Here is a 22,399-nt window from a genome sequence, read left to right as displayed (position 1 = left end):
TTGGATCGGAGCGGCGGCCGCTACACCATCGGGATCGACTTCGGCACTCTGTCGGGGCGTGCCGTGCTGGTGGAGGTGGCCACCGGGGAGGAGGTGGCCACGGCCGTGTACGAGTATGCGAACGGCGTCATCGACGAGCGGCTTCCGGGGAGCGATATCCCACTGCCGCCCGATACGGCGTTGCAGGATCCGGCCGATTACCTGCGGACGCTGGAGGAGACCGTTCCGCGGGTCCTGGAGCTGGGGCAGGTGGCCCCAGAGCAGGTGATCGGGATCGGCGTCGACTTCACCGCGTGCACCATGTTGCCCACCAAGGCCGATGGGACGCCGCTTTGCTTCCTGGAGGCGTATCGGTCCAACCCGCACAGTTGGGTGAAGCTGTGGAAGCACCACGCCGCCCAGCCCCACGCCAACCGGCTGAACGCCGTCGCCCGGGAGCGGGGCGAGCGGTTTCTGGCCCGGTACGGCGGGAAGATCTCGTCCGAGTGGTTCTTCCCCAAGGCGTGGCAGATCCTCGATGAGGCGCCGGAGGTGTACGAGGCGGCGGACCGGCTCCTGGAGGCTGCGGACTGGGTGATCTGGCAGCTGACGGGGGTTGAGACGCGCAACGCCTGCACGGCAGGGTACAAGGCGATCTGGAGCAAGCGGGAGGGCTTCCCCGATGGGGAGTTCTTCGCGGCGTTGGACCCGCGCCTGGCCGGCATCGTGGACGAGAAGATGTCCCGTTCGATCCTGCCCCAGGGCGCCCGGGCCGGCGGGCTGACGCAGGTCTGGGCCGAGAAGCTGGGGCTGCGGCCCGGCATCGCCGTCGCGGTGGCCAACGTCGACGCGCACGTGGCCGTTCCCGCCTGTACCGTGGTGAGCCCCAACAAGATGGTGATGGTGATGGGGACCTCCATCTGCCACCTGGTCCTGGGCAAGGAGCAGGTGGAGGTGGAGGGGATGTGCGGGGTGGTGGAGGACGGCATCCTGCCCGGCTACTACGGGTACGAGGCGGGCCAGGCGGCGGTGGGGGACATCTTCGGATGGTTCGTGGAACAGGGGGTACCGGAGGGGTACGGGGAGGAGGCCCGGCGGCGCGGCATCAGCGTCCACGAGCTCCTGGAGGAGAAGGCCGCCCGCCTGCAGCCGGGTGAGAGCGGGCTGCTGGCCCTGGACTGGTGGAATGGGAACCGGTCTGTGCTGGTGGACGCGGACCTGGCGGGGATGGTCCTGGGGATGACGCTCTCCACCACCCCTGAGGAGATCTACCGGGCGCTGATCGAGGCGACCGCGTTCGGAACCCGGGTGATCATCGACACGTTCGAGGCGCGGGGGATAGCCATCGAGGAGCTCTACGCCTGCGGCGGGCTGCCGGAGCGGAATCGCCTCCTGATGCAGATCTACGCGGACGTGACCCAGCGGCCGATCCGCGTCGCCCGCTCGAGCCAGACCCCGGCCCTGGGATCGGCCATGTTCGCAGCGGTGGCGGCAGGACCGGAAGGCGGGGGCTACGCCAGCATCGTGGACGCAGCCGCCCGGATGGCGGGCCTGAAGGAGGAGGTCTACCGCCCCGATCCCGAGGCCTCTGCCTTCTACGAGCCGCTCTACCGGGAGTACGTCCTTCTCCACGACTACTTCGGGCGCGGGGCGAACGACGTGATGAAGCGGCTGAAGGAGATGCGCGCCCGGTGGCGCAGCGCCGGCGGTCCGGCGTGCAGGTAGCTGTCCGCAGGGCAGGGGCGGCTCGGGTGCGGGGCGGAGATCGAACCGGTGCTATCATCAGGAGGGGACTAGGCCGTGGCACGCACGACACTAGGCGTCATCGTAGGCAACCGTGACTTCTTCCCGGCTCACCTCTGCGAGGCGGGGAGGCAGGAGATCCTCAGGGTGCTGGACGAGGAAGGGATCGACGCGGTCATCCTGGACCCGGAGGCGACCCGGGTCTACGGGGCCGTGGAGAACTGGTCCGACGCGAAGAAGTGCGCGGACCTCTTCAAGGCAAACCGCGACCGGATCGACGGGATCCTGGTCACCCTGCCCAACTTCGGGGACGAGCGGGCCGTCGCCGACGCCATCCGGCTGTCGGGTCTCGGCGTGCCGGTCCTGGTCCACGCCTTCCCGGACGACGTGAGCCGTATGACCGTCCAGTCCCGGCGGGACAGCTTCTGTGGAAAGATGTCGGTCTGCAACAACCTGCAGCAGTACGGCATCCGCTTCTCCCTGACCGACCAGCACACGGTGAACCCCGACTCCCCTTCCTTCCGCCAGGACCTGCGGCGCTTCGCCGCCCTCTGCCGGGTCGTCAAAGGCGTGCGCGGGGTTCGGCTGGGAGCCGTCGGGACCCGTCCGGCCAACTTCACCACGGTCCGCTACAGCGAGAAGCTGCTGGAGGCTGCGGGTATCACCGTGGTGCCCATCGACCTGGGCGAGGTGCTGGGCCTGGTGGCGAAGGTCCCGGACGACGATCCGGCGGTCCGCCGGAAGCTGGAGGCGATCCAGGAGTACGTGCCCACCCGGGGTGTCCCCCCTGGCTCGCTGGTGAAGATGGCCCGGTTCGGCGTGGTGCTGGACCGGTGGATGGCCGAGAACGAGCTGACGGGAACGGCCATCCAGTGCTGGACGGCACTGGAGCAGTTCTTCGGCGTGGTGCCGTGCACCCTCATGAGCATGATGAGCAACGGCCTGATGCCCTCGGCCTGCGAGGTGGACGTGACGGGACTGGTGGGGATGTACCTCCTTCAGCTCGCCTCGGGGCGGCCCAGCGCCATTGTCGACTGGAACAACAACTACGGTGACGATCCCGACCGGGGCGTGATCTTCCACTGCAGCAACCTGCCGAAGGAGATCTTCGAGGAGTCGACGATGGACTACCAGGAGATCATCGCGGGAACGGTGGGCAAGGAGAATGCGTACGGGACCATCGTGGGGCGAGTCAAGCCGGGGCCCTTCACCTACGTGCGGGTCTCCACCGACGACCGTGCGGGGAGGATCCGGGCCTACGTCGGGGAAGGGGAGCTGACCCGCGACCCGCTCTCCACCTTCGGCGGCTACGGCGTGGTGAAGATCCCCAACCTCCAGGGGCTCCTGCGCCACATCTGCACCCATGGCTTCGAGCACCATGTCTCCATCAACATGTCCCTCACCGCCGACGCGGTGCAGGAGGCGATGGAGCGGTACCTGGGCTGGGAGGTGTACCGGCACCAGGGTTGAGTGGTGGGGCCGGGCGCCACGGTCCGATCCCGCCTGATCGTGCGAGGCGGGGCGGGGAGACCTTAGGCGGACACTTCCCTCCCCGCCTCCTGCGCGAGGGCTTCGCTCACTTCGTCCAGGAGACCCAGCTCGCTCGCCAGGTGGAGGATCGTGAAGCGGTGGCGTACCTCCTTCGCTGCCCGAAGGCTGGTCCGAACCAGATCCGGGTCCACGCCGATCTCATGGGGGAGCGCGGGCGCACCGACCTTCCGCAGGAAAGCCGTGGCCGCCTCAAGCGGCAGCAGGTAGGGCCCTACCGCATCCCCGGCGGCGGCGAGCCCGGGGGCGGTGAGGGGGCGGGGGCCGTAGGACGAACCGGACCAGGAGGCGTGCTCCTCCAGGAGCCGCTCCGCCACGGGGCCGTACCAGGCGCGGATATCGGCCTCGGTGCCGTGGGGCGACCGCCGGGACCCGTGGCCGGCCAGGCGAGGAACGATCTCCCGACGGCGCTGAAGGATCTCCCCGTAGACCCTCTGGACCAGGACCGACGCCACGCCCACCCGTAGGCCGTGGAGGAGCGGGTCGCGCCCTTCCCACAGGGCCCGCATCTCCCAGTAGTGAGCCAGGTGGTGCTCCGCCCCCGAGGCGGGGCGGGAGTTGCCCACCAACAGCATCGCAAGCCCCACCCAGAGCAGAGCCTCCATCAGCGCCGAGGTCGAGGAAGGGTCCGACAGGATGGGGCGCACCGCTTCCAGGACCAGTTCCTCGGCCACGGGGCAGTGGTACTCGCCGTTCAGCGTCGTCGCGAGGCGCCAGTCCGCGAGGGCGGTGAGCTTGCCCAACATCTCGGCGTAACCGGAAGCGATCAGAGTGTGGGGTGCCCGGGCGAAGACGGCGGGGTCCGCGAAGATGGCCCGGGGAGGGGCGGCGGGATAGGTGATCCGCACCCCATCGACGAGCATCGCAGCCACCGAGGAGGTAAAGCCGTCCACGCTGGGAGCTGTGGGGACGGCGACGAAGAAGGTGCCGGTTCGGTAGGCCATGAAACGGGCCAGATCGCAGACGGTTCCAGAGCCTACCGCTACCAGGGGGATCCGGCCAGGCTGGAGGTCGAAGGCGAGGCGGCCTAAGGCCTCTCGATCGGCGTGGGGGGCTGGGTCGCCCGGCAGGATGGTCGGCTCGACGGCAAGCCCGCTCGCCCGGCATGCTTCCTCCACCGCCCGCCCCGCCGCCTCGTAGGTGATCTGGTCGGCGATGATCCAGACCCCCGAGGCGCCCTGCCGCTTCAGGAAGGCGCCCACTTCCTGAAGCGATCCGGAATGGGTCGCCAGGGTGTCGATGGGAAGGGCATGCGTCCGGCCGCAGGGACAGGAGAACTCCCGGCCCACCAGCGACGCGAGGCTTGGATCGGACCAACCGGTCACCTGCCGCAAGAGTTCCAGGGACATGGAAGGCTTCCTTTCGCGGAAGAGGCTTGCCCCTAACGCTGGCCGTACTTCTCCAGGTAGGCCCGGTGGGCTCGGGCGACCTCTTCGTCGGGCAACGGCTCCGGCCGGCCTCGCAGCATGGCCAGATGCACCGTCTTCGCCACGTCCTCCACCATCACCGCCGCCTTCAGGGCGGCGTGGACGTCGCGGCCGAGGGCGAAGATCCCGTGGCTCTTCAGCAGGATGGCCGGGGATGAGCCGATGTGCTCCACCACCGCCCGACCGATCGCGTCGCCGCCAACGGGCGCATAGGGGCCGCAGGGAATGGGTCCGCCGTATTCGTCGGCGATCGCGGTGAGGACCACCGGGATCGGCTCACCCAATGCCGCGAAGCTGGTCGCGTAGGGCGAGTGGGTATGGATGACGCCGCCCACGTCGGGCCGTTCGCGGTAGATATAGAGGTGCGTGGATGTATCGACCGACGGCCTCAGGCGACCTTCGACCACGTTCCCGTCCAGGTCGACGACCACCAGGTCTTCGGGCTGCAGCTCGTCGTACAGCACGCCGCTGGGCTTGATGACGACCAGGCCGGTCTCTGCATCACGGCCCGAGGCGTTGCCGCTGGTCATGGTGACGAGTCGCTCCCGGGGGAGCCGGACGTTCGCCTCCCAGACCGCCTGGCGGAGCGCTTCCAGCATCTCCACGACCCCTCTCTCGAAGCATGCTCACCTCGACCCGGACCGCCCGGCATTGAGGAGCCCAGCCCAGGCGACCCTGTCGGGGCGCCGACCCACTCCCTTTTCGCCGGAGGGGGTTCATGGACCTTCACGGCTCCCGCTCGGTCAGGCCGCAAGGGGCCTGTCCGGTAGACGCGTTCGGCGGATGCCATCCAGGGACGGAGCCGCGAGCAACCAGGGTGCCCGGCCGGCGCTTGCCACTCTGCCAAGGCGATGTAGTATGTTTTCATGGGGAAGCGCATGGGGCAGCGGTCAGAAGGCGGCCCTCGTCATCTGTCTCTCGGGTGTGCGCCGGTCCCCCCGCCCGTCCGTTCACCGCTCATGCGTTGTGCGCCAGCGGAAGAAGCTATGCCTGGCAGTGGAGGAGGCAAAGGCAGCCGGTGGAGATCGGTATATATACCTTTGGAGAGCGAACCGAAGACCTGGAAACCGGTCAGCTGATCAGCCCCGGTGAACGATTGCGCCGGCTCATGGAGGAGATCGAACTCGCCGATCAGGTGGGCCTGGACGTGTTCGGCGTGGGCGAGCACCATCGTCCGGACTTCACCGTCTCCGCGCCGGCGGTCCTGCTGGCGGCCGCAGCCGAACGCACGAAACGGATCCGGCTCACGAGCGCGGTCAGCGTCCTCAGCTCCGACGATCCGGTCCGCGTCTTCGAAGCCTTCGCCACCCTGGACCTGCTCTCGGGTGGCCGGGCGGAGATCATGGTCGGCCGCGGGTCGTTCATCGAATCCTTCCCGTTGTTCGGCTACGATCTCGCGGACTATGACGAGCTCTTCGACGAAAAGCTTGCTCTCCTCTTCAGAATACGCGCCTCCGAGCGCGTCACCTGGTCGGGCAAGCACCGGCCGCCGCTGAACGACGCGGGCGTCTATCCCAGGCCGCTTCAGAACCCCGTCCCCGTCTGGGTCGCGGTCGGGGGCACGCCCCGCTCGGCGGTACGTGCGGGTCGGCTGGGATTGCCGATGGCCCTCGGCATCATCGGTGGTATGCCGGAGCGTTTCGCACCGCTCGTCGAGATCCACCGCCGGGCGGCACGGCAGGCCGGGCACCCTCCGCCCCGTTTGAGCATCAACTCCCACGGCTTCATCGCGGAGACGTCGCAGGAAGCAGCCGAAATCGCCTTCCCGGCCTTCAAGAGGATGATGGATCGCATCGGGCGAGAGCGAGGTTGGCCTCCCCTGACACGGGAGCAATTCGAATGGTCCCGGTCGCTGCGGGGGGCTGACTTCGTGGGGAGTCCCCAGCAGGTGACGGAGAAGATCCTGTTTCAGCACGAGCTTTTCGGACACGACCGCTTTCTCGTGCAGCTCACCGTCGGCACCCTTCCACACGAGAAGGTCCTGCGTGCCATCGAGCTCCTGGGCACCGAGGTGGCGCCGGTCGTCCGACGGGAGACGGCCACAGCTGCCGGGCAGGTGCCGTAGTGGCTCGACGGCTCCCACCGCCCCCTGGTCCCCGAACCCGGCTTCGGCCGCCAGACCGTTCATCCCACGCTTTCCCTCGATCTTTCTCGAACCCGGCAGGAGTTCCGGCCCCAGCGGCGAATCCGTGTTCGCAAGGGCGGGGTCGGGCGCGCCCGCACGTGGCGCGAATCCAGGGAGGGGCGGTGCCGTGGGCGAAGTCGAGCCACGAGGGGCGAAGCAGTCGGTGCTGGTGTCCCTCAACCTCCGCAGGCTTCAGAGGAGGTTCCCCGAGGCCTCGTACCTGGTAGCCGTCAACGTGGAGCGGTACCGGCCCATCATGCGTCTCTTCTACCTTCGGCACATGGAGCACCAGTACGCGCTGGACCTGCACGACGTCTGGGCCGAGATCCAGGCGGCCGTCGACCCTGCGTACACCGAGGAGCAGTGCGAGCAGGACCTGGCCCAGCTCGTGGAGTGGGGCAGCCTCACCGGTGCCCAGGACCGCTCCCGGGCGACCACCATCCAGGAGTTCATGCGCCGGCACCTCAAGTACAGCATCACGCCCTACGGCATCGCCCTGGAGCGGCTCCTCTCCGAGCTGGAGCAGGAGGGGCGGGGCACGGGCTCCCTCAACGTGGACCTGCTGGACCAGGTCCTCGAGGGGATCGACCGGCTGGACCGCCTCCTCAGCCAGCTTCCGGACCGGCTGGAGGATGGCGAGGAGCGGGGCCTCGGCCCCATCTACCAGGCGTGGGATCGGACCTTCACCGCCTACGACGAGAACGGCAAGCAGGCGAGCGACTACCTGGCCCAGCTCGCCCGCAACGGCGAGGGCGACGACGTTACCGACGTCGAAGGTTTCCTGGCCTACAAGGAGGTCCTCAAGGAGTACCTGGCCAGCTACGTGCTCCACCTGATGGACGTGGGCGACCGGGTGGCGGCGGTCCTGCACCGGTGGCAGTCCGACGGGCTGGGTGAGAAGTTGGTGGAGGCGTGCGCCCGGTACGAGGCGCACCATCTGCCCATGGCGGACGGGCGGCTGCCCGCGCTGGAGAGCTGCCGCGAAGGGCACGCGGCCGAGTGGAGGGTCTTCCGCTCCTGGTTCCAGCCGGGGGGCGGCCTGGAGGAGCTCCGGCGTCGTACCAACGAGGCGGTGGAGTCGGTGGTGCGGAGGGTGCAGCGGCTCACCGACCGCCCCGCCGGCCTCAGCCGTCGCAGGCAGCTCGAGGAGCTGGCCGTCGCCTTCGCCGCCTGCCGGACGCCCGGCGAGGCGCACCGCTTGGCGGGGGCCCGCCTGGGTCTCATGCAGCCCCGGCACGTGAGCGGCGAGGCCCAGGTCTTCGCCATGCGGCCCGACGACTCACCGTGGCGGCAGCGGGCGTACCGGGTGGAGCTCCTTCCCGTGGCCCGGGGGCGGCGGCGACGGCACGAAGGGGCCGTCCCCGTGCGCGACCGCTCCCAGGAGGAGGCGGAGATCCTCCGCCAGGTCATGGAGGAGCAGAAGCTGGAGGAGTCCGTCTGGGACCGGCTCTTCGCCGCCGGGGAGCTCGACCTGGGCGCCCTGGCGCTGGACGACGTGGACCTTCGCGACCGCCTCCTGGCGCTCCTGGGCGCATGCCTCGCCTCGCCGGACCGGAGCGCCCTGGCTCCCGACGGCTCGACCGTTCGGCTCCTGCCGCCCCGGCGACCCGCTGTGGGCTGGCTCTCGGCCCCCGACGGCAGCCTCGCCCTCCCTGCCTTCCGCATGGTGCGGCGAAAGGAGGGGGAGCGTGCCCTCGTACCGGGTGCAGGATCTGCAGCGGCCCTTCATTGACCTCCTCGACCGGGTCGCCATCCGGGCCGCCGACGACCCGCTCGCCTACAGCAGGGTGCACGTCCACGTCGAGCGGCTCCGCCAGTGGTTCGCCTCCCGCCCTGGGTGGCGGGTGATCCTCAGGCGCGAGTTCGCCTTGCTGGTGAAGGTGCCGGCGGCGGCGAGCCTCGGCTACGGGCAGACCTGGGCCCAGATGCCGCTGGACTACGAGCTCTTCGCCTGGGCCCTCTGGTATGCGGAGCGATACCCGGAAGGACCCTTCCTCCTCAGCCACCTGGTGCAGGAGATCGAGGCACGGGCCAAGGTGCTGATCGGGCCGGGGCACGTGGACTGGAACCTCTACCCCCACCGTCTCAGCCTCCAGCGGTCGCTGAAGGCGCTGGAGGCCATGGGGGCGCTCACCCGGCTGGACAGCACGGACGACTGGGTCCAGACGGGCCAGGGCGACACGCTCTACGAGTTCACGCCCGTCGCGCCTTACCTGGAGGTCCACGAGACGATCGGGTCCGCGTCGGAGCTTCCGGGCTCCGCGGCTCCTTCGGAGGGGCCGGGAGGGGAGGCAGGCTCCCACCTCGCGCCCCTTCCCCACGTGACCGACCCCCGGGTCCGCCTTTACCGAACGCTCCTGCTCTCGCCGGCGATCTACCGTTGCGCCGATCCGGAAGCCTTCACCCTCCTGGAGAACAGGAGCCGCCGTGAGGAGATCGCCTCGGACCTCCTGGAGACCTTCGGCTGGGACCTGGAGTGGACCCCGAGCTACGCGGCCCTGCTCCGGCCCTCGGCCTCGGAGGTGTCCGAGCAGATGCTCTTTCCCTTCCGGGGGGCGCTGGCCCACATCCTGCTCCTCCTCTTCGGGGAGGTACGGGCGCTCGTCCGGCGGGGCGAGCTGGACGCGGACGAGACGGATCGGGTCCGCCTCAGCCCCCGGCGCCTCAGCAGCCTCCTCGCGGCCTTGCGCGAGCGCCACGGCGAGCAGTGGGGGCTCACCATCCAGCGGGAGGGCTTGGGGTCGCTCCTGGAGCGGGTGATCGACACCTTGCGGGCGTGGGAGCTCCTGGACGGCCCCGACCGGGACGGCAACCTCCACCTCCTGCCGCTGGCGGCCCGGTTCCGTGGGGTCTACGAGGGCGAGGAGGCCGAGTACGGGGACTTCGAGGACGATCCGGGGATGGAGTCGGAGGTGCAGCGCTGATGGAGCGGGACGACCTCGTCGTCGACGGCTGGGACCGGGCGCTGGAGGCGGTGAACGCGGCGCTGGGCGGGGGACCCCGTCGGTGGCGCCCGAGCCGGCTCATCCTGCAGCAGTATTGGCACTTCGAGTACCAGGAGTTCCACTTCGCCCAGGGGCGGCTGGTGCTGCGGGGGGCCAACACCACCGGCAAGTCGACGGTGCTGGTCTCGGCCATCACCCTCGCCCTGGACGGGGAGAAGCGCCGGGAGCGGATGGACACCTTCGGAGGGCAGGGCCGGGGCGTGGCCTATTACCTGGTGGGCGACGCCGACGCCGACGAGACCTCCGACTACTACTTCCCCGAGCGCACCGGCTACGTCGCCCTCGAGTTCCAGAGGGGCGACCGGCCCGAGTACCTCACCATCGGCCTGGGCCTCTACACGAGCCGCACCCGCCCGGACCTCGCCGTCGACTCGTGGGGCTTCGTGATCACCGACGGGCGCCGGATCGGGCGGGACCTGCAGCTCTACACCGCGCAGCGGCTGCCGCTCGCGGCCCGCCAGCTCGCCGAGACGCTGGGGGCGGGGGGCCGGGTCTTTTCGCGGGCAAGCGACTACCAGGAGGAGGTGAACCGGCAGCTCTTCCAGTTCCAGAACCCGGACGAGTACCGGTTCCTCCTGGACCTCCTCATCCAGATCCGGAGCCCCAAGCTCAACAAGGACATGAAGCCGTCGGCCATCTGCGACCTGCTGAGCCGCTCGCTCCCTCCCTTGCCGGAGGGGATCCTCAACCGGGTCACCCGCATCATGGACGACATCGACAGCTACCTGGACCTCCTCAAGGACCTGGAAAGCCGTCTCCAGGCGGTGGCCGCGATCGATCAGGCGGAGGCGGCCTGTGCGAACCAGATGGCCCAGCTCGCCGCGGTCGACTACACGGAGGCCCTCCGGCAGGCCCGGGAGGTACGAGGGCGGCTCCGGACCGCCGAGGAGGAGCTGGCTCGGACGGGTGCCGATCTGGAGGACGTGCGCGCCCACCTCGACCGCCTGGCAGAGGAGCGGCGCAGCCTGGTGGGGCGCCAGACCGTCCTCACCCAGGGCGACGCCTACCGCGAGGTCCAGCAGATCGAGCTCCTCCGCCGGGACGCGGAGGCGGCGAGGCGCGCCCTGGCCCGCCTGGAGGAGGGACGGGCCAGCTCGGAGGCTGCCCTGGAGCGGCTCGAGGGCCGGCTCCTGGAGCGGCGCCAGGAGTGGGCCCGCCTGCGCCGGGAGCTCGGTGAGGCGGCAGAGCAGCTACAGGAAGGCGCACCGTCGAGCCAGTGGCCCCTGGCGGTGGAGGAGGCCGGCCGCCAGGCGGGGGCCGCCCGCTCACTGCCGGACGAGCCTCCCAAGACGGCGCCGGGACTGCGGGTGCCGCTGACGCTCCTACAGGGGGCGGCGGCCGAGCGCCGGAGGCTCCTGGAGGAGGCCCGTCGCGCCCTGCTGGAGGTGGAGGCCCGGGAGAGGACGTACCGGGCCCTGGGTGAGCGGGCGGAGGAACGCCGCCGGGAGTTGGAGGCGGCCGACGTGCGGGTGCGCGAGGCCCTGGGTGAGCTGGAGGCGGCCCGCGAGCAAGTGCGGGCGGGCCTGGAGGTGTGGCGGGGCCGGCTGCGCGTGCTCTCGGTGCAGGCGACCCCCTGGCAGGAGGTCCTGGCCGGCGTCGACTCCTTCGGGCCCGACCGGCGCCCCGGTTGGGGAGAGATGGTGCGGCCCGTGACGGAGGCGGCTGGGTCGCAGCGGCTCGGGCTCGAGGCCGCACGCCGGGAGGAGCAGCGGAAGCTCGACGCGTTGCAGGCCGAGTTCCAGCCGCTGGAGGAGGAGCTGGCCGAGTGGAAGGCAGGACGGGAGGTGGTCCCACCCCGCCGGCCGGACCAGGAGGCGGCCCGCCGGCTGCTGGCCGAGCTGGGCGTTCCAGCGGCGCCGCTCTACCGGGTCGCCCGTTTCAGGGCCGGGATCCCCGAGGCGGATCGCCCGCTCCTGGAGGCGACGCTGGAGGCTTCGGGCCTCCTCGATGCCCTCGTCGTCGACCCCGGGTCCGGGAGCCGGGTGGCGGAGCGCCTGCGGGAGGCCGGCCTGGGGGATCTCTGGATCGACCCGTCCCGGGGGACTCCGGCGGGGCCGACCCTGCTGGACCTGCTCGAGCCGGATCCGGACCGCGCCGAGGCGCTTCCAGACACGGCGCTTCCGGGCACGGCGCTTCCGGGCACGGCGCCTCCGGGCCGCGCGCTTTCGGACGAGGCTGTTCGGGCCGCCCTGGGATCCATCGGGCTGAGGCGGGATGGGGTGGAGGATGGGGCGCTCGTCGCGGTGGGCCCGAGCGAGGTTGTGGCGTCCGCCGCACCCGACAGCTGGGTGGCGCCGGGCATCTGGCGGCACGGCCGGCTCGCGGGGACGGGCCTGGCCCGGCCCGAGGCCGGGGTCTTCTATCTGGGGCGTCAGGCCCGGGAGGCGGCCCGCCTGCGCCGGATCGCCTCGCTCGAGGCACGGCTGAAGGAGCTGAAGGAGGCCATCTGGCACCAGGAAGAGGCCCTGGACCAGCGGCGGAGGGCGCTCCAAGTGATGGAGGCGGAAGTGGAGGAGCTCCGGATGCTCGAGGTCCAGGAGCTTCTCCCGGGGCGCCTGCTGGCAGTGGAGCAGGCTGAAGGGTGGTCGCGGGACCGGCGCCGCCTCCTGGACGAGGCGGAGCAGGCGGCGGCCAAGGCCCTGGAGGCGTTGCAGTCCGCCCGGACCGTGTACCACCGGAGCCTGGATCCGGTGCCCGAAGCCCGGGGACGTGACGGCGACGGGCTCCGTTCCCTCGCGGAGGCCACCGACGCCGTGCTCCAGCGCTTCCAGCTCTTCGGCGTCCTCCTCGAACGCCTGGACCCATGGGCCGGCGAGTGGGCCCGGCTCCTCCAGGACGTGGCCCAGTCCCGCGAGCGTCTGGAGAAGGACCGGGCCGCGGTGCGGGAGGCGGCCGAGCGGCTCGAGGAGTACGAGGGCCGACGACGCGCTGCCCAGGAGAAGCTTCACGAGATGGGTCTCAGCGCCGAGGAGCTGCTGGACGAGCTCTCCAGGATCGAGGCCAGGCTGGAGGAGGTCGGCGGGGAGGAGAAGGAGGGTAGCACCCTGCTCGGAGCGCTGGGGGAGCGCCAGAAGAAGCAGGCGGGGGAGGTAGAGCGGCTCCAGGCTGAGAGCCGGGTGGCGCTCGACGAGCTGGCGCGGCACCGGTCCACCTTCCGCGGCCGGCTCGCCGCGCACCCCGCGCTCGCCGCCCTCCTGAGCCGGTTCGAGCAGCGTCCGGCGGCCCCGACCGAGGCCGAGACAGCAGAGGAATCGGCCGAGGCGCCCGGCGGGGCCCCCGAGTGGGAGGATGGGCCCGAGGGCGTGGCGGAGGAGCTCCTGCGACTCAGGCGGTCGGCTCCCGGCCGGCTTCGGGAGAGCGTGGAGAGGTCCGTCCGGGATGCACTCCAGGAGCTGACCATCGTCTTCTCCAACCACCGGCCCGCCCTGGCCGAGTACGGTCCCGAGCTCCAGGAGGAGCGCGTCGCCTTCCGGCACCGGGGGACCCCCGTGGAAGCCCACCGCCTGCGCGCGGGCCTGGAGAGCGAGCGGGACCTGCAGAAACGGTACCTGGAGCAGAAGGAGCGGGAGCTGTACGAGCAGGTCATCCTCCACGAGGTGGCCGGGGAGATTCGGCAGCGGATCCGGCTGGCGGAGGGCTGGCGGGACGAGATCAACCGGCTCCTGGAGGCCCAGCGGCTCTCGAACGGCGAGGTGCTCTCCATCGCCTGGCTGCCCCGGGCCAGCCAGGAGGCCGAGGCGCTCTCGTACCGGCGGGTGATCGAGCTCCTGCTGCGGGATGCGGACACGCTGGCGCACGCGGAGATGGAGGAGCTGATCGACCACTTCCGCCAGCGGGTGAACCGGGTGCGGGAGGGCTACCGGACCGGCTCGCTGGGCGAGGGCGTCACCTTCGCCGAGGCACTCCACCGGGTTCTGGACTACCGGGAGTGGTTCGTCTTCTCGCTCCACAGCCGGCTCCCCAACGAGCCCCGGCGCCCGCTGACCGACCTGCGTTTCGCCTCCCGCAGCGGTGCGGAGAAGTCCCTCGCCATGTTCGTCCCCCTCCTGGCCGCCCTCCACGCCCGCTACCGGGCGGCCGCCCCGGACGCGCCGCGTCTGGTGGGCCTCGACGAGGCCTTCGCGGGCGTCGACGAGACGAACATCCAGGAGATGTACCGCTTCCTCGTCTCCCTCGAGTTCTCGTGGGTGATGACGAGCGAGAAGCTCTGGGGCAGGGGGACGGCCGTTCCCGCCTGCTCCACCTACGAGCTCCTCCGCCGGGGCACGGTGGTGACGGCCCTCTGGTTCCTCTGGGACGGCCGGCGGATGGTACTGACCGGCGTGCCGGGATCGGCGGGCGGCGCCGCCGCGGCAGGCCCGGCGTACGCCGCCGGCAACGGGGCCGTGACGGAGCTGGGCCGGGCCGGGGGCACGGGCGCCGGCGGGAACGGGTCTGCAGCAACGCGGACAGATGCCGAGGGCACAGGCTCGCCTGAGCGGCGCACGCGCGCCGGGGACAACGGGGCTGCACTCAGGCGTGAGGACGAGGGCGAGGACGGCGATGGGGCCGGAGACCGGTAACCCGCAGGCAGGTCGCGGGGCGCCGGGTGCTGGCGGGCGGGCGCCTCGGGGAGAGGGGTCCGGGCCGAACCCGGCCGGCGCGCAGGAGGCTCTCGGCCTCCTCCGGGCCCGTGGGCTCTCGCCGCTGCTCGAGGCCGTCGCGGAGCGCTACCGGAAGCGGGGGCGGCTCACGGGGCTCCTGCCCCTGGGGTCGACGGGGCTCGATGCGCCTGCCCGAGAGGCCCTCGAGGCCCTCATGGGCGGCCGCCTCAGCCGCCGCCGGGACCGCCTGTACGTCAACCTGGACCACCTGGAACAGGCACTCCGTCGCAGCCGCTTCGAGACCACTCTGGACGCGGTCCTGCACGCGGCATACGGCGGGATGCGCACCAGAGCCGAGGAGCGCGAGCTTCGCGACCGCACCTGGGCGGTGCTGCTGGATCGGCTTCAGGCCGGTGCACCAGGCGAGCGGAGCCGGGCCTTCTGGGTGAGAGTGATGAAGGGCGGGCCGTCCCGAACCCTGCAGCGTGCCCGGCGCGCCTTTCTGGAAGGGTGGCGGCGGCACGCTTCCGAGGTTGACGCGGGCCGGGCCCTCGGGGGGAGTGAGCCGGCCTGGCTGCAGGATCTGCAGGCGATGCTCCGTACGCTGTCGACGGTGATCGAGGGACTACCCCGGTGGCGGGGAAGCCGAGAGCGGCTCCCTCTCTTCTCTACCCGGGTGTCGGGAGACGCCCACGCACTGGACGCCGACCGGCCGCTGGGGCAGATCCTGCTTCATTCCCTCGCAGACCTGGCAGGCGGCGAGGCTCCCGACCCGGACGAGGTCGGCCCAACCTTCCACCGCGACTGGCTGCTGGACTGGGCCGGCCTTGGCCGGGACGACCTCTCCCCGACCGTTCTGGTGGTCGGAGCGGACGAGGGTCTCGGGCTTCCCCTCGCCCTTCCACTCTACACGGTCCAGCGGCTTCCCGAGCTCCTCCCCGCACAGACCGGGATGGCCCACGTGGTCGAGAACCCCAGCGTCTTCGGGGCGATCCTCGACCGAATCCTCGACCGGCTGGAAGGGGCGCGGCGCGACCTGGGGCGCGCGGAGCCCGGATGCGGCCCTTCCATCCGACCCGCCCTCATCTGCACCAGCGGCCAGCTCAACCTGGCAGGTTTCCATCTCCTGGACCGTCTGGCCCGGCAGGGCGCGACGCTGCACTACAGCGGAGACTTCGACGTGGGCGGGCTCCACATCGCGGCCCTGGCCCTCCGGCGCTGGCCTCGCAGCGTCCGGCTGTGGCGTATGGATCCCCAGAGCTACGGGGTGGCGCTCGGCCGCAGCGGCGGGGGTCATCCCTTCTCGGAGACGGAGCGTCTCCAGTTGGAGCGGCTCGCGGGCTCCAGCAGAGGTCCCGACGCGCCCGTCGCGGAGCTGGCGGGGGCGCTGCTCCGCCGCGGCGTCCGCGCCTTCCAAGAGGCGCTGGTCGACGAGCTGGCCGGAGACGTGGAGGCCGCAGGGGGATGGCGCGGGTCCGGAGGCCGTACGGCGCCTGGGTGAGCGCCGCTGCGCATCAGGGGCAGGCGGGTCACTCGTGTGAGTTGGTCGTGCTCGCCCTGCCCTTATGGAATTAACGCCACAGAGTTAACGTTATTCGGCGCCGTGCCTTCGTGTTCGCATGGTTCTTGAAGACCGGTAAGCTGGACGACATGCTGGTTTTGAGTGCGTTGTACCAGGACGTTCCAGGGAATGCCGCGTTAACGTCTGGGCCTTAAACTCATAAGGAGCGGGCAAGCGGTGATCCACCTTGGCACGCCGCCGGACAGTGCCCGTGTCCAGGCCCGGCGAGCCCGCGCGAGGGCATGGCTGGCCTCCTCCGAGGTGACTCGGTTCCAGGAACCGTCCAACTGTTGCCGAATGAAAGAGACATGACGCGACCTGGAACATCTCTTCACCTGAACGCCGTTCAGCAGCAGCGGCTCTCGTTGGGCCAGCTCCGCATGTTGCACCTGTTGGCCCTGCCTCTCGAGGAGCTGGAGCGGCACATCGACCGCCTCGCCATGGAGAACCCGCTGCTCGAGGCGGAGGTGCGTCCGGGCGAGCAGCATGGTCTGGGCGCGTGGGCATCGTTCGATGGGGAAGAGGTGGGCCGGCTCCCGGCGCCGGCGCTGTCGTGGAGAGAAGACCTCCTCCAGCAGGCCAGGCTGCTCCCGGTCGCACCAAGCACGCGCCGCACGGTGCAGCGGCTGATCCTCGAGCTCGATGACGACGGCTTGTTGCGGGGCTCCGTGGAAGACCTGGCGCACGAGTGGTCGGAGGATGCGAGGCACGTCGCTGCGAGCCTGGCCCTCCTCCAGGGGTTGGAACCGGCGGGGGTCGGCGCCCGGACGCGGAGGGAAGCACTGACGCTTCAGTGGGTTCGGCTCCACGGCGAGGGTGATCCGCTGAGCCAGATTGCGCTGGCCCTTCTGGACCTGGAGCCGGGTGCGTCGGAAAGGCTGGATCCTGAAGCGCTGGCGCGGCGGTTGGGTGTGTCGGGGGCCCAGATCCGTCTCGTGCTCGAGCGGTTGCGCCGGTTGAGCCCCTCACCGGTCGCCGGGGCAGTACCGTCGCCCCCCATCCGACCTGATCTCTCTGTGTGGCTGGAGGATGGAAGGGTGCAGGTGGAGGTTTACCTTCCGGGCCGGTCACTGGCCATCAACCCCGAGTACCGGGCCCTCGCGGGGCGCGGCGATCTAGAGGAAGACGAGCGGGCGTACCTGCGACACAACCTGCAGGAGGCGCGCTGGGTCCTCGGGGGTCTCCGGCGCCGTCAAGCGACGCTGCGCATGCTGTCGCTCGAGCTCTTCACCGTGCAGCGGCCGTTCCTGGAACGGGGCCTGGAGGCTCTGCAGCCCTTGCGCCGGTACCATCTGGCGGACCGTCTCCACCTCCACCCCTCGACGGTAGGCAGGGCCCTGGCCGGGAAGACAGCTGTCACACCGTGGGGAGTCCATCCGTTCGAACGCTTCTTTCCCCGCAGCGTTCCCCGCCGGTTCGGGGATCCGAGCGAGGGCCCCGCGGACCAGGCGGTGACGTCCTCTCAGGTGCGCGCGTGGATTCAGCGTTCCATCGCGGAGGAGGACCCCAGCCATCCCCGTACCGATGCCTCCCTGGCCCGGGAGATGACGGGGTCCGGTGTGGCCCTGGCGCGGCGCACCGTGGCCAAGTACCGGGAAGAGATGGGCATTCCGTCGTCGCGACAGCGGCGACCGCTGGCACCTGCATGAAGGGACGTCCATGGGGATCGGGCCTGGCGCGCAGGGCAGCGCAACAGAGGGGAGGGCCTGGGGTGAAAGCGGTCATCGGCTTGGTGGCTCCCTATCCGGACCTGGTGCGGATGGGCCAGGAAGTGGCGTTGCCCGACGAGGTGACGGTCCATGTTCGCGAGGGAGACCTGGATCGGGGCGTGGAGGTCGCCCGCACCCTGGTGGACCAAGGTGCGGACGTTCTGGTGAGCCGGGGCGGAACGGCCCTGCTCGTCCGGCGGGCCGTCGACGTGCCGGTGGTGGAGATCAGCGTGAGTGGGTACGACGTCCTGCGGGCGGCGCTCGAAGCGCGGCGCTTCTCACGCCGCGTCGCCCTGGTGGGCTTCCCCAACGTGCTCTACGACGCTCACGTGGTGGGTGAGGCGCTGGACCTGGAGTGGACCGAGGTGACGGTGCGGGACGCGAGCGAGGTCGCGGAAGCCCTCATGCGGGCCAGGGAGCAGGGGGCGGAGGTGGTGGTGGGCGACGCCATCTCCGCCCGGACCACCGAGGTTCTGGGGATGCGAGGCGTCCTGATCCGGTCGGGGCAGCGGGCCGTTGCCCGTGCCTTGGAGCACGCGGTGGACGTGGCCCGGACCCGCCGGATGGAGCGGAGCCGGGCGGAGATCCTGCACGCCATCCTTCGGCAGAGCGGTGAGGGCGTCGTCGCAGTGGACCGGCAGGGAAGGGTGGAGCTGCTGAACCCGGCGGCGGAACAGCTCTTCGGGCGGCCGGCGCGAGAGGCGGTGGGCGAAGTCCTCCCGCCGTGGCTGGAGCCGTTGGGTCTGCGCGAGAGCCTCGAACGGGACGATCGGGTGGAAGGGCGATTGGTCCGCATTCAGGGATCGGACGTGCTGGTGAGCCGCGAACCCCTGCTTGTGGGCCACGAGCTGATTGGCGCCGTTGCCACCGCGCGCGACGTGACGCGGCTCCAGAGGCTGGAGGAGCAGGCGCAACGGCAGCTCCGCCGCAGGGGCCACGTGGCCCGGCACACCTTCGACTCCATCCACGGACGGGCGCCTGGCCTTCGCCGCGCCGTGGACCAGGCCCACAAGTACGCGGCCGGCGACGCCACCGTCCTCATCCAGGCGGAGACAGGCACGGGCAAGGAGCTCTTCGCCCACGCGATCCACCATGCGAGCCGCAGGAGGGCGGGGCCCTTTGTGGCCATCAACTGCGCCGCCCTCCCCGAGAACCTTCTCGAAAGCGAGCTCTTCGGCTACGACGAAGGAGCGTTCACGGGCGCCCGGAAGGGGGGCAAGCCGGGTCTCTTCGAGATGGCCCACCACGGCACGATCTTCCTGGACGAGATCGGAGAGATCCCGGCCCACCTGCAGACAAGGCTCCTGCGCGTGCTCGAGAACAAGGAAGTCATGCGGGTCGGCGGCCGCGAGGTCATCCCCCTGGACGTGCGCTGCATCGCCGCGACGCACGTGGACCTGCAGGAGAGGGTCCGGACGGGCACCTTCCGCGCGGACCTCTTCTACCGGCTGAACGTGCTGAAGCTCTACATCCCGCCGCTTCGCGAGCGTTTGGAGGACGTACCTGAACTGGTGGCGCACTTCCTCGAGCGGCTGGCCGAGGAACGGGGGAGCTCGGTTCGAGGCCTGACCCGTGCCGCCATGCGGCTTCTGGCGGCCTACGAGTGGCCCGGAAACGTTCGGCAGCTCGAGAACGTCATCGAACGCCTGACCGTTCTTTCCCGGGAAACGCAGGTGAGCGCACGGGCTGTGCGCATGATCCTGGCCGATGAAACAGGGCCCTCCGCCCCTGTTGCCCCTGGCGAGGGGTCCTCGCTGGCCGAGGTGACCGAGAGCATCTTCTGGAAAGTGGCGGAAGAGGAGGGCTTTCGCCCGACCGCAGTGGCCCGACGCCTCGGGCTGAGCCGCACCACGGTCTGGCGCCGCCTACGGCGCAGGGACCTGTCCTCGCGACACGTTCCACGGTGAAACATCCAGCCGGCGGATCGCCCGCTGGCCTTCCTACGGGCCTCCCCTCTCAGTCGTCCGGGATCCGGTGGCTTTGCCCGCCTGGATCCCGGGAAGGCTGGCCCCGTCCTGCTCTGAACCAGGTTTGGCACGAAACTTGCTTCCTCCTCAGGATGAAACCGTTCGGGCGGCTCGTCGGATGTCCCAGGGAGGCGCAGTAGGTGCGGGTCCTCATCGTTGCAGACGATCTGACAGGTGCCAATGAGATCGCAGCCGTGTTCGCGACGGCCGGTCTTTCCGCGCTGGTGCACCTTCGCGTTCCCACGTCCCCGCCCATCGACCGGGAGGGAGACCCTGCATGGTCCGAGGCCGACGTGGTCGTCTTCGACACCGAGAGCCGCAACCTGGACGACGCTGGGGCCCGGGAGCGGGTGCGCCGGTTCCTGCACCGGGAGACCGCCGACCCTCCCTCGCTCGTCTACAAGAAGATCGACTCCACGCTCCGGGGCCCCATCGGTGCCGAGGTCGACGCACTCATGGAGCGGATGGGGCTGCAACGGGCTGTGGTGGTGCCGGCGTTTCCAGCGCAGGGCCGGACCACCGTGGCGGGCCACCAGCTGGTCTACGGGGTGCCCGTGCAGTTCACCCCAGCGGGGCAGGATCTGGTGGCGCCTGCCCGCCAGTCTCACCTTCCCACCTTGCTGCGAGAGGCGACGGGCCGCTCCACGGAGAGCGTGACCATGGAGGTCGTCCAGGCTGGGCACGGGCCGCTGGTGGCGGCGTTGGAGGCGGCCTTCGAGCGTGCGAGCATCTGTGTGATCGATGCAGCCACCGAGGAGCATCTGGACGTGGTGGCGAGTGCGCTCCTGGGGCTCGATGGGCCGGTCTTGGGGGTTGGCACCGCGGGCCTCGCGCGCTACCTCGCCCACCGGCTGGCCCGCCGAGAGCGGATCGACGAGGAGATGTCCGGTGGGCAGCGGACCCATGGAGCCGTAGTCGCTGCACCGGCCGCCGACAGGTCACCAGGAGGTCGTGCTGCAGGAGAGGCGGCTCTGGAAAGACCCAGGTCCAGCGACGGCCCCCAGGCCTTTGAAAGGCGCGAAACGAGGTCTCTGGTCGCCTGCGGCTCCCGTCACCCGGCGAGCCGGGCCCAGGTGGGATACCTGCAGGCGGAGATCCCGACCGTAACCTTCACCCTGGGCGATCTACCGGAAGCGCTGCTTGGGGAGCAGGTGGGCGCTGCGCTACGCACATCCTCGGTGGTGCTCCAGGCACCGCTCGAGCCGTGGGGCAGCGGGCGGGAGTCGGCCCAGAAAGTGGCCCGCGCCATGGGACGGGTGGTGCGCGCGGCCGTCGAGGTCGCGCGGCCTGAAGGCCTGGTGCTCACCGGCGGGGAGACGGCGCACCACATCCTTCTGGCCCTCGGCGCAGAGACGGTCCGGATGGTGGACGAGGTCGAACGGGGGATTCCCGCCGGATGGGTGCAGGGCGGTGCGGCCGACGGCCTTCCCATCGTGACCAAGGCGGGAGGATTCGGGGCCTCCGATGCTCTACTCCTTGCCTTCCGCCATCTCGAGGAGGCGGTTCCTGGACCGGCGATCCTTCGGGATCAGGCCGCAGGGCTGGACGCGTGAACGTTGCCGCGTGGCGGGGAAGATGCGTGGGGAATATCGACGATCGGTCCTCCGGCAGGGCAGAGGCGTCCCTTGAGATCCATCGATCGTACGAATCAGAAACCACGAAGGAGGCACGACGATGAGACGCAGTATCTGGCTGGCAGGTGTCGCAGTGCTGCTTGCGGTCTTCGTGGCAGGATCCGGGGCGGTGAGCGCCCAGCAGGTCAAGATGGTCTTCGCGTCCGCGTACGCCCCTGACGATCACCAGAGCCGCACGCTGCAGGAGTTCGCCCGGCTGGCCAAGGAGCACAGCAACGGCCGCCTGCAGATCGACGTCGCAGTTGGCGGCGTGCTTGGAGGCGAGCGAGATGTGGCCGAAGGGATCCAGCTCGGAGCAGTGGACGGCGCCATCCTCGGTGGCATTCTCCAGAATTTCGACCCGGCCATGGCGATCCTGGAGTTCCCCTTCCTCTTCAAGAACGACGCGCACGTGCAGGCGGTGATGGATGGCCCTGTAGGCGAGCAGATCCGGCAGCGCCTCATTGCCACGACCGGCATCCACATCCTCGACTACGTGATGCGGACGCCCCGGGAACTAACCACCAACCGGCCGGTCCGATCATTGGCCGACGTCAAAGGCATGAAGATCCGGGTCCCCGAGATGGAGGCCCACCTGGCGACCTGGCGGGCCCTGGGTGCCAACCCGACGCCGCTGGCCTTCCCCGAGGTCTACACCGCCCTCCAGCTTGGAACGGTGGACGGCCAGGAGAACCCGCTGGGCGTCATCTACGCCAACAAGTTCTACGAGGTGGTCGACTACATCACGCTGACCGACCACCTGGTGGGCTTCATGCTGATCGTGATGAACGATGAGCGCTACCAGCGCCTAAGCCCCGAGTTGCAGCGCGCGCTGACCCGAGCCGCAGCCGAGGCCTCCGAGTACAACGACCGTATCCTCAAGGAGCAGAACGACTTCTGGGAAAGCCAGGTCTTCGGCCGGATGACGGTGACCCGCCCCGACATGGAGCCCTGGCGCGAGGCGACCAAGGACGTCTACAAGCAGTTCCTCAAGTACGACGGCTTCGAGGAGCTCTACTTGGCAATCCGCGAGGTGGGTGAGCGGTTCTAGCCGCCCGGTGGGGATGGAGCGGCGGAGCCGCTCCATCCCCACGCCTTCCGGCGCGCGAGGGCTCGTCCCGAGCTCGGAGGGGCTCCCG

At 70.4% G+C, this 22,399-nt stretch carries 13 protein-coding genes; 11 read left to right on the top strand and 2 right to left on the bottom strand.

The window, feature by feature from the left end; translation table 11 throughout:
- On the top strand, positions 1 to 1,704 hold the full coding sequence (locus tag LIP_RS09900) for a ribulokinase (RefSeq protein ID WP_198409491.1): 1,704 nt from the start codon (positions 1 to 3) through the stop codon (positions 1,702 to 1,704).
- 75 nt (positions 1,705 to 1,779) lie between these two features.
- Entirely contained in the window at positions 1,780 to 3,192 is a 1,413-nt protein-coding gene (locus LIP_RS20045; protein ID WP_068137575.1) for an L-fucose/L-arabinose isomerase family protein, read from the top strand.
- 62 nt (positions 3,193 to 3,254) lie between these two features.
- On the opposite strand, the gene LIP_RS09890 is transcribed toward LIP_RS20045, so the two are convergent.
- Together LIP_RS09890 and LIP_RS09885 are read right to left on the bottom strand one after the other, a co-directional pair.
- Positions 3,255 to 4,619 carry a sn-glycerol-1-phosphate dehydrogenase gene (locus tag LIP_RS09890; protein ID WP_068137572.1) on the bottom strand — a complete coding sequence of 455 codons (1,365 nt, stop codon included), beginning with the start codon at positions 4,617 to 4,619 and terminating at the stop codon, positions 3,255 to 3,257.
- A 32-nt stretch (positions 4,620 to 4,651) separates the two neighbouring features.
- Positions 4,652 to 5,296 (bottom strand): L-ribulose-5-phosphate 4-epimerase, encoded by a 645-nt coding sequence (locus LIP_RS09885; protein WP_068141862.1) that lies wholly within the window; start codon positions 5,294 to 5,296, stop codon positions 4,652 to 4,654.
- A gap of 419 nt (positions 5,297 to 5,715) precedes the next feature.
- Between LIP_RS09885 and LIP_RS09880 the strand changes: the two genes are divergently transcribed.
- From LIP_RS09880 to LIP_RS09840, 9 genes are all read left to right on the top strand, one after another.
- Positions 5,716 to 6,762 (top strand): LLM class flavin-dependent oxidoreductase, encoded by a 1,047-nt coding sequence (locus LIP_RS09880; protein ID WP_068137568.1) that lies wholly within the window; start codon positions 5,716 to 5,718, stop codon positions 6,760 to 6,762.
- A 187-nt stretch (positions 6,763 to 6,949) separates the two neighbouring features.
- Positions 6,950 to 8,554: a TIGR02677 family protein gene (locus LIP_RS09875; protein ID WP_068137566.1), complete on the top strand. Its 1,605-nt coding sequence runs from the start codon at positions 6,950 to 6,952 to the stop codon at positions 8,552 to 8,554.
- On the top strand, positions 8,511 to 9,746 hold the full coding sequence (locus LIP_RS09870; RefSeq protein WP_068137562.1) for a TIGR02678 family protein: 1,236 nt from the start codon (positions 8,511 to 8,513) through the stop codon (positions 9,744 to 9,746). Before LIP_RS09875 ends, LIP_RS09870 begins: the two co-directional genes overlap by 44 nt.
- Positions 9,746 to 14,389 carry a TIGR02680 family protein gene (locus tag LIP_RS09865; protein ID WP_068137557.1) on the top strand — a complete coding sequence of 1,548 codons (4,644 nt, stop codon included), beginning with the start codon at positions 9,746 to 9,748 and terminating at the stop codon, positions 14,387 to 14,389. Before LIP_RS09870 ends, LIP_RS09865 begins: the two co-directional genes overlap by 1 nt.
- On the top strand, positions 14,370 to 15,911 hold the full coding sequence (locus LIP_RS09860) for a DUF2399 domain-containing protein (protein WP_068137553.1): 1,542 nt from the start codon (positions 14,370 to 14,372) through the stop codon (positions 15,909 to 15,911). The genes LIP_RS09865 and LIP_RS09860 overlap by 20 nt, the downstream gene beginning before the upstream one ends.
- Before the next feature lie 368 nt (positions 15,912 to 16,279).
- Entirely contained in the window at positions 16,280 to 17,620 is a 1,341-nt protein-coding gene (locus LIP_RS09855) for an RNA polymerase factor sigma-54 (RefSeq protein ID WP_068137549.1), read from the top strand.
- Positions 17,621 to 17,682: 62 nt separating this feature from the next.
- Complete coding sequence (locus LIP_RS09850; protein WP_068137545.1) at positions 17,683 to 19,587, top strand: sigma 54-interacting transcriptional regulator; 1,905 nt, start codon at positions 17,683 to 17,685, stop codon at positions 19,585 to 19,587.
- A gap of 200 nt (positions 19,588 to 19,787) precedes the next feature.
- Positions 19,788 to 21,200 carry a four-carbon acid sugar kinase family protein gene (locus tag LIP_RS09845; protein ID WP_068137543.1) on the top strand — a complete coding sequence of 471 codons (1,413 nt, stop codon included), beginning with the start codon at positions 19,788 to 19,790 and terminating at the stop codon, positions 21,198 to 21,200.
- Positions 21,201 to 21,321: 121 nt separating this feature from the next.
- Positions 21,322 to 22,311 (top strand): TRAP transporter substrate-binding protein, encoded by a 990-nt coding sequence (locus tag LIP_RS09840; RefSeq protein ID WP_068137540.1) that lies wholly within the window; start codon positions 21,322 to 21,324, stop codon positions 22,309 to 22,311.
- The last annotated feature ends 88 nt before the right edge of the window (positions 22,312 to 22,399 follow it).

Origin of the sequence: Limnochorda pilosa, from assembly GCF_001544015.1 — a bacterium.
GTDB classification, from domain to species: Bacteria; Bacillota; Limnochordia; order Limnochordales; family Limnochordaceae; genus Limnochorda; species Limnochorda pilosa.
The sequence above is the reverse complement of the archived record's forward strand: the minus strand, read 5'-3'. Positions and strand labels throughout refer to the sequence as shown.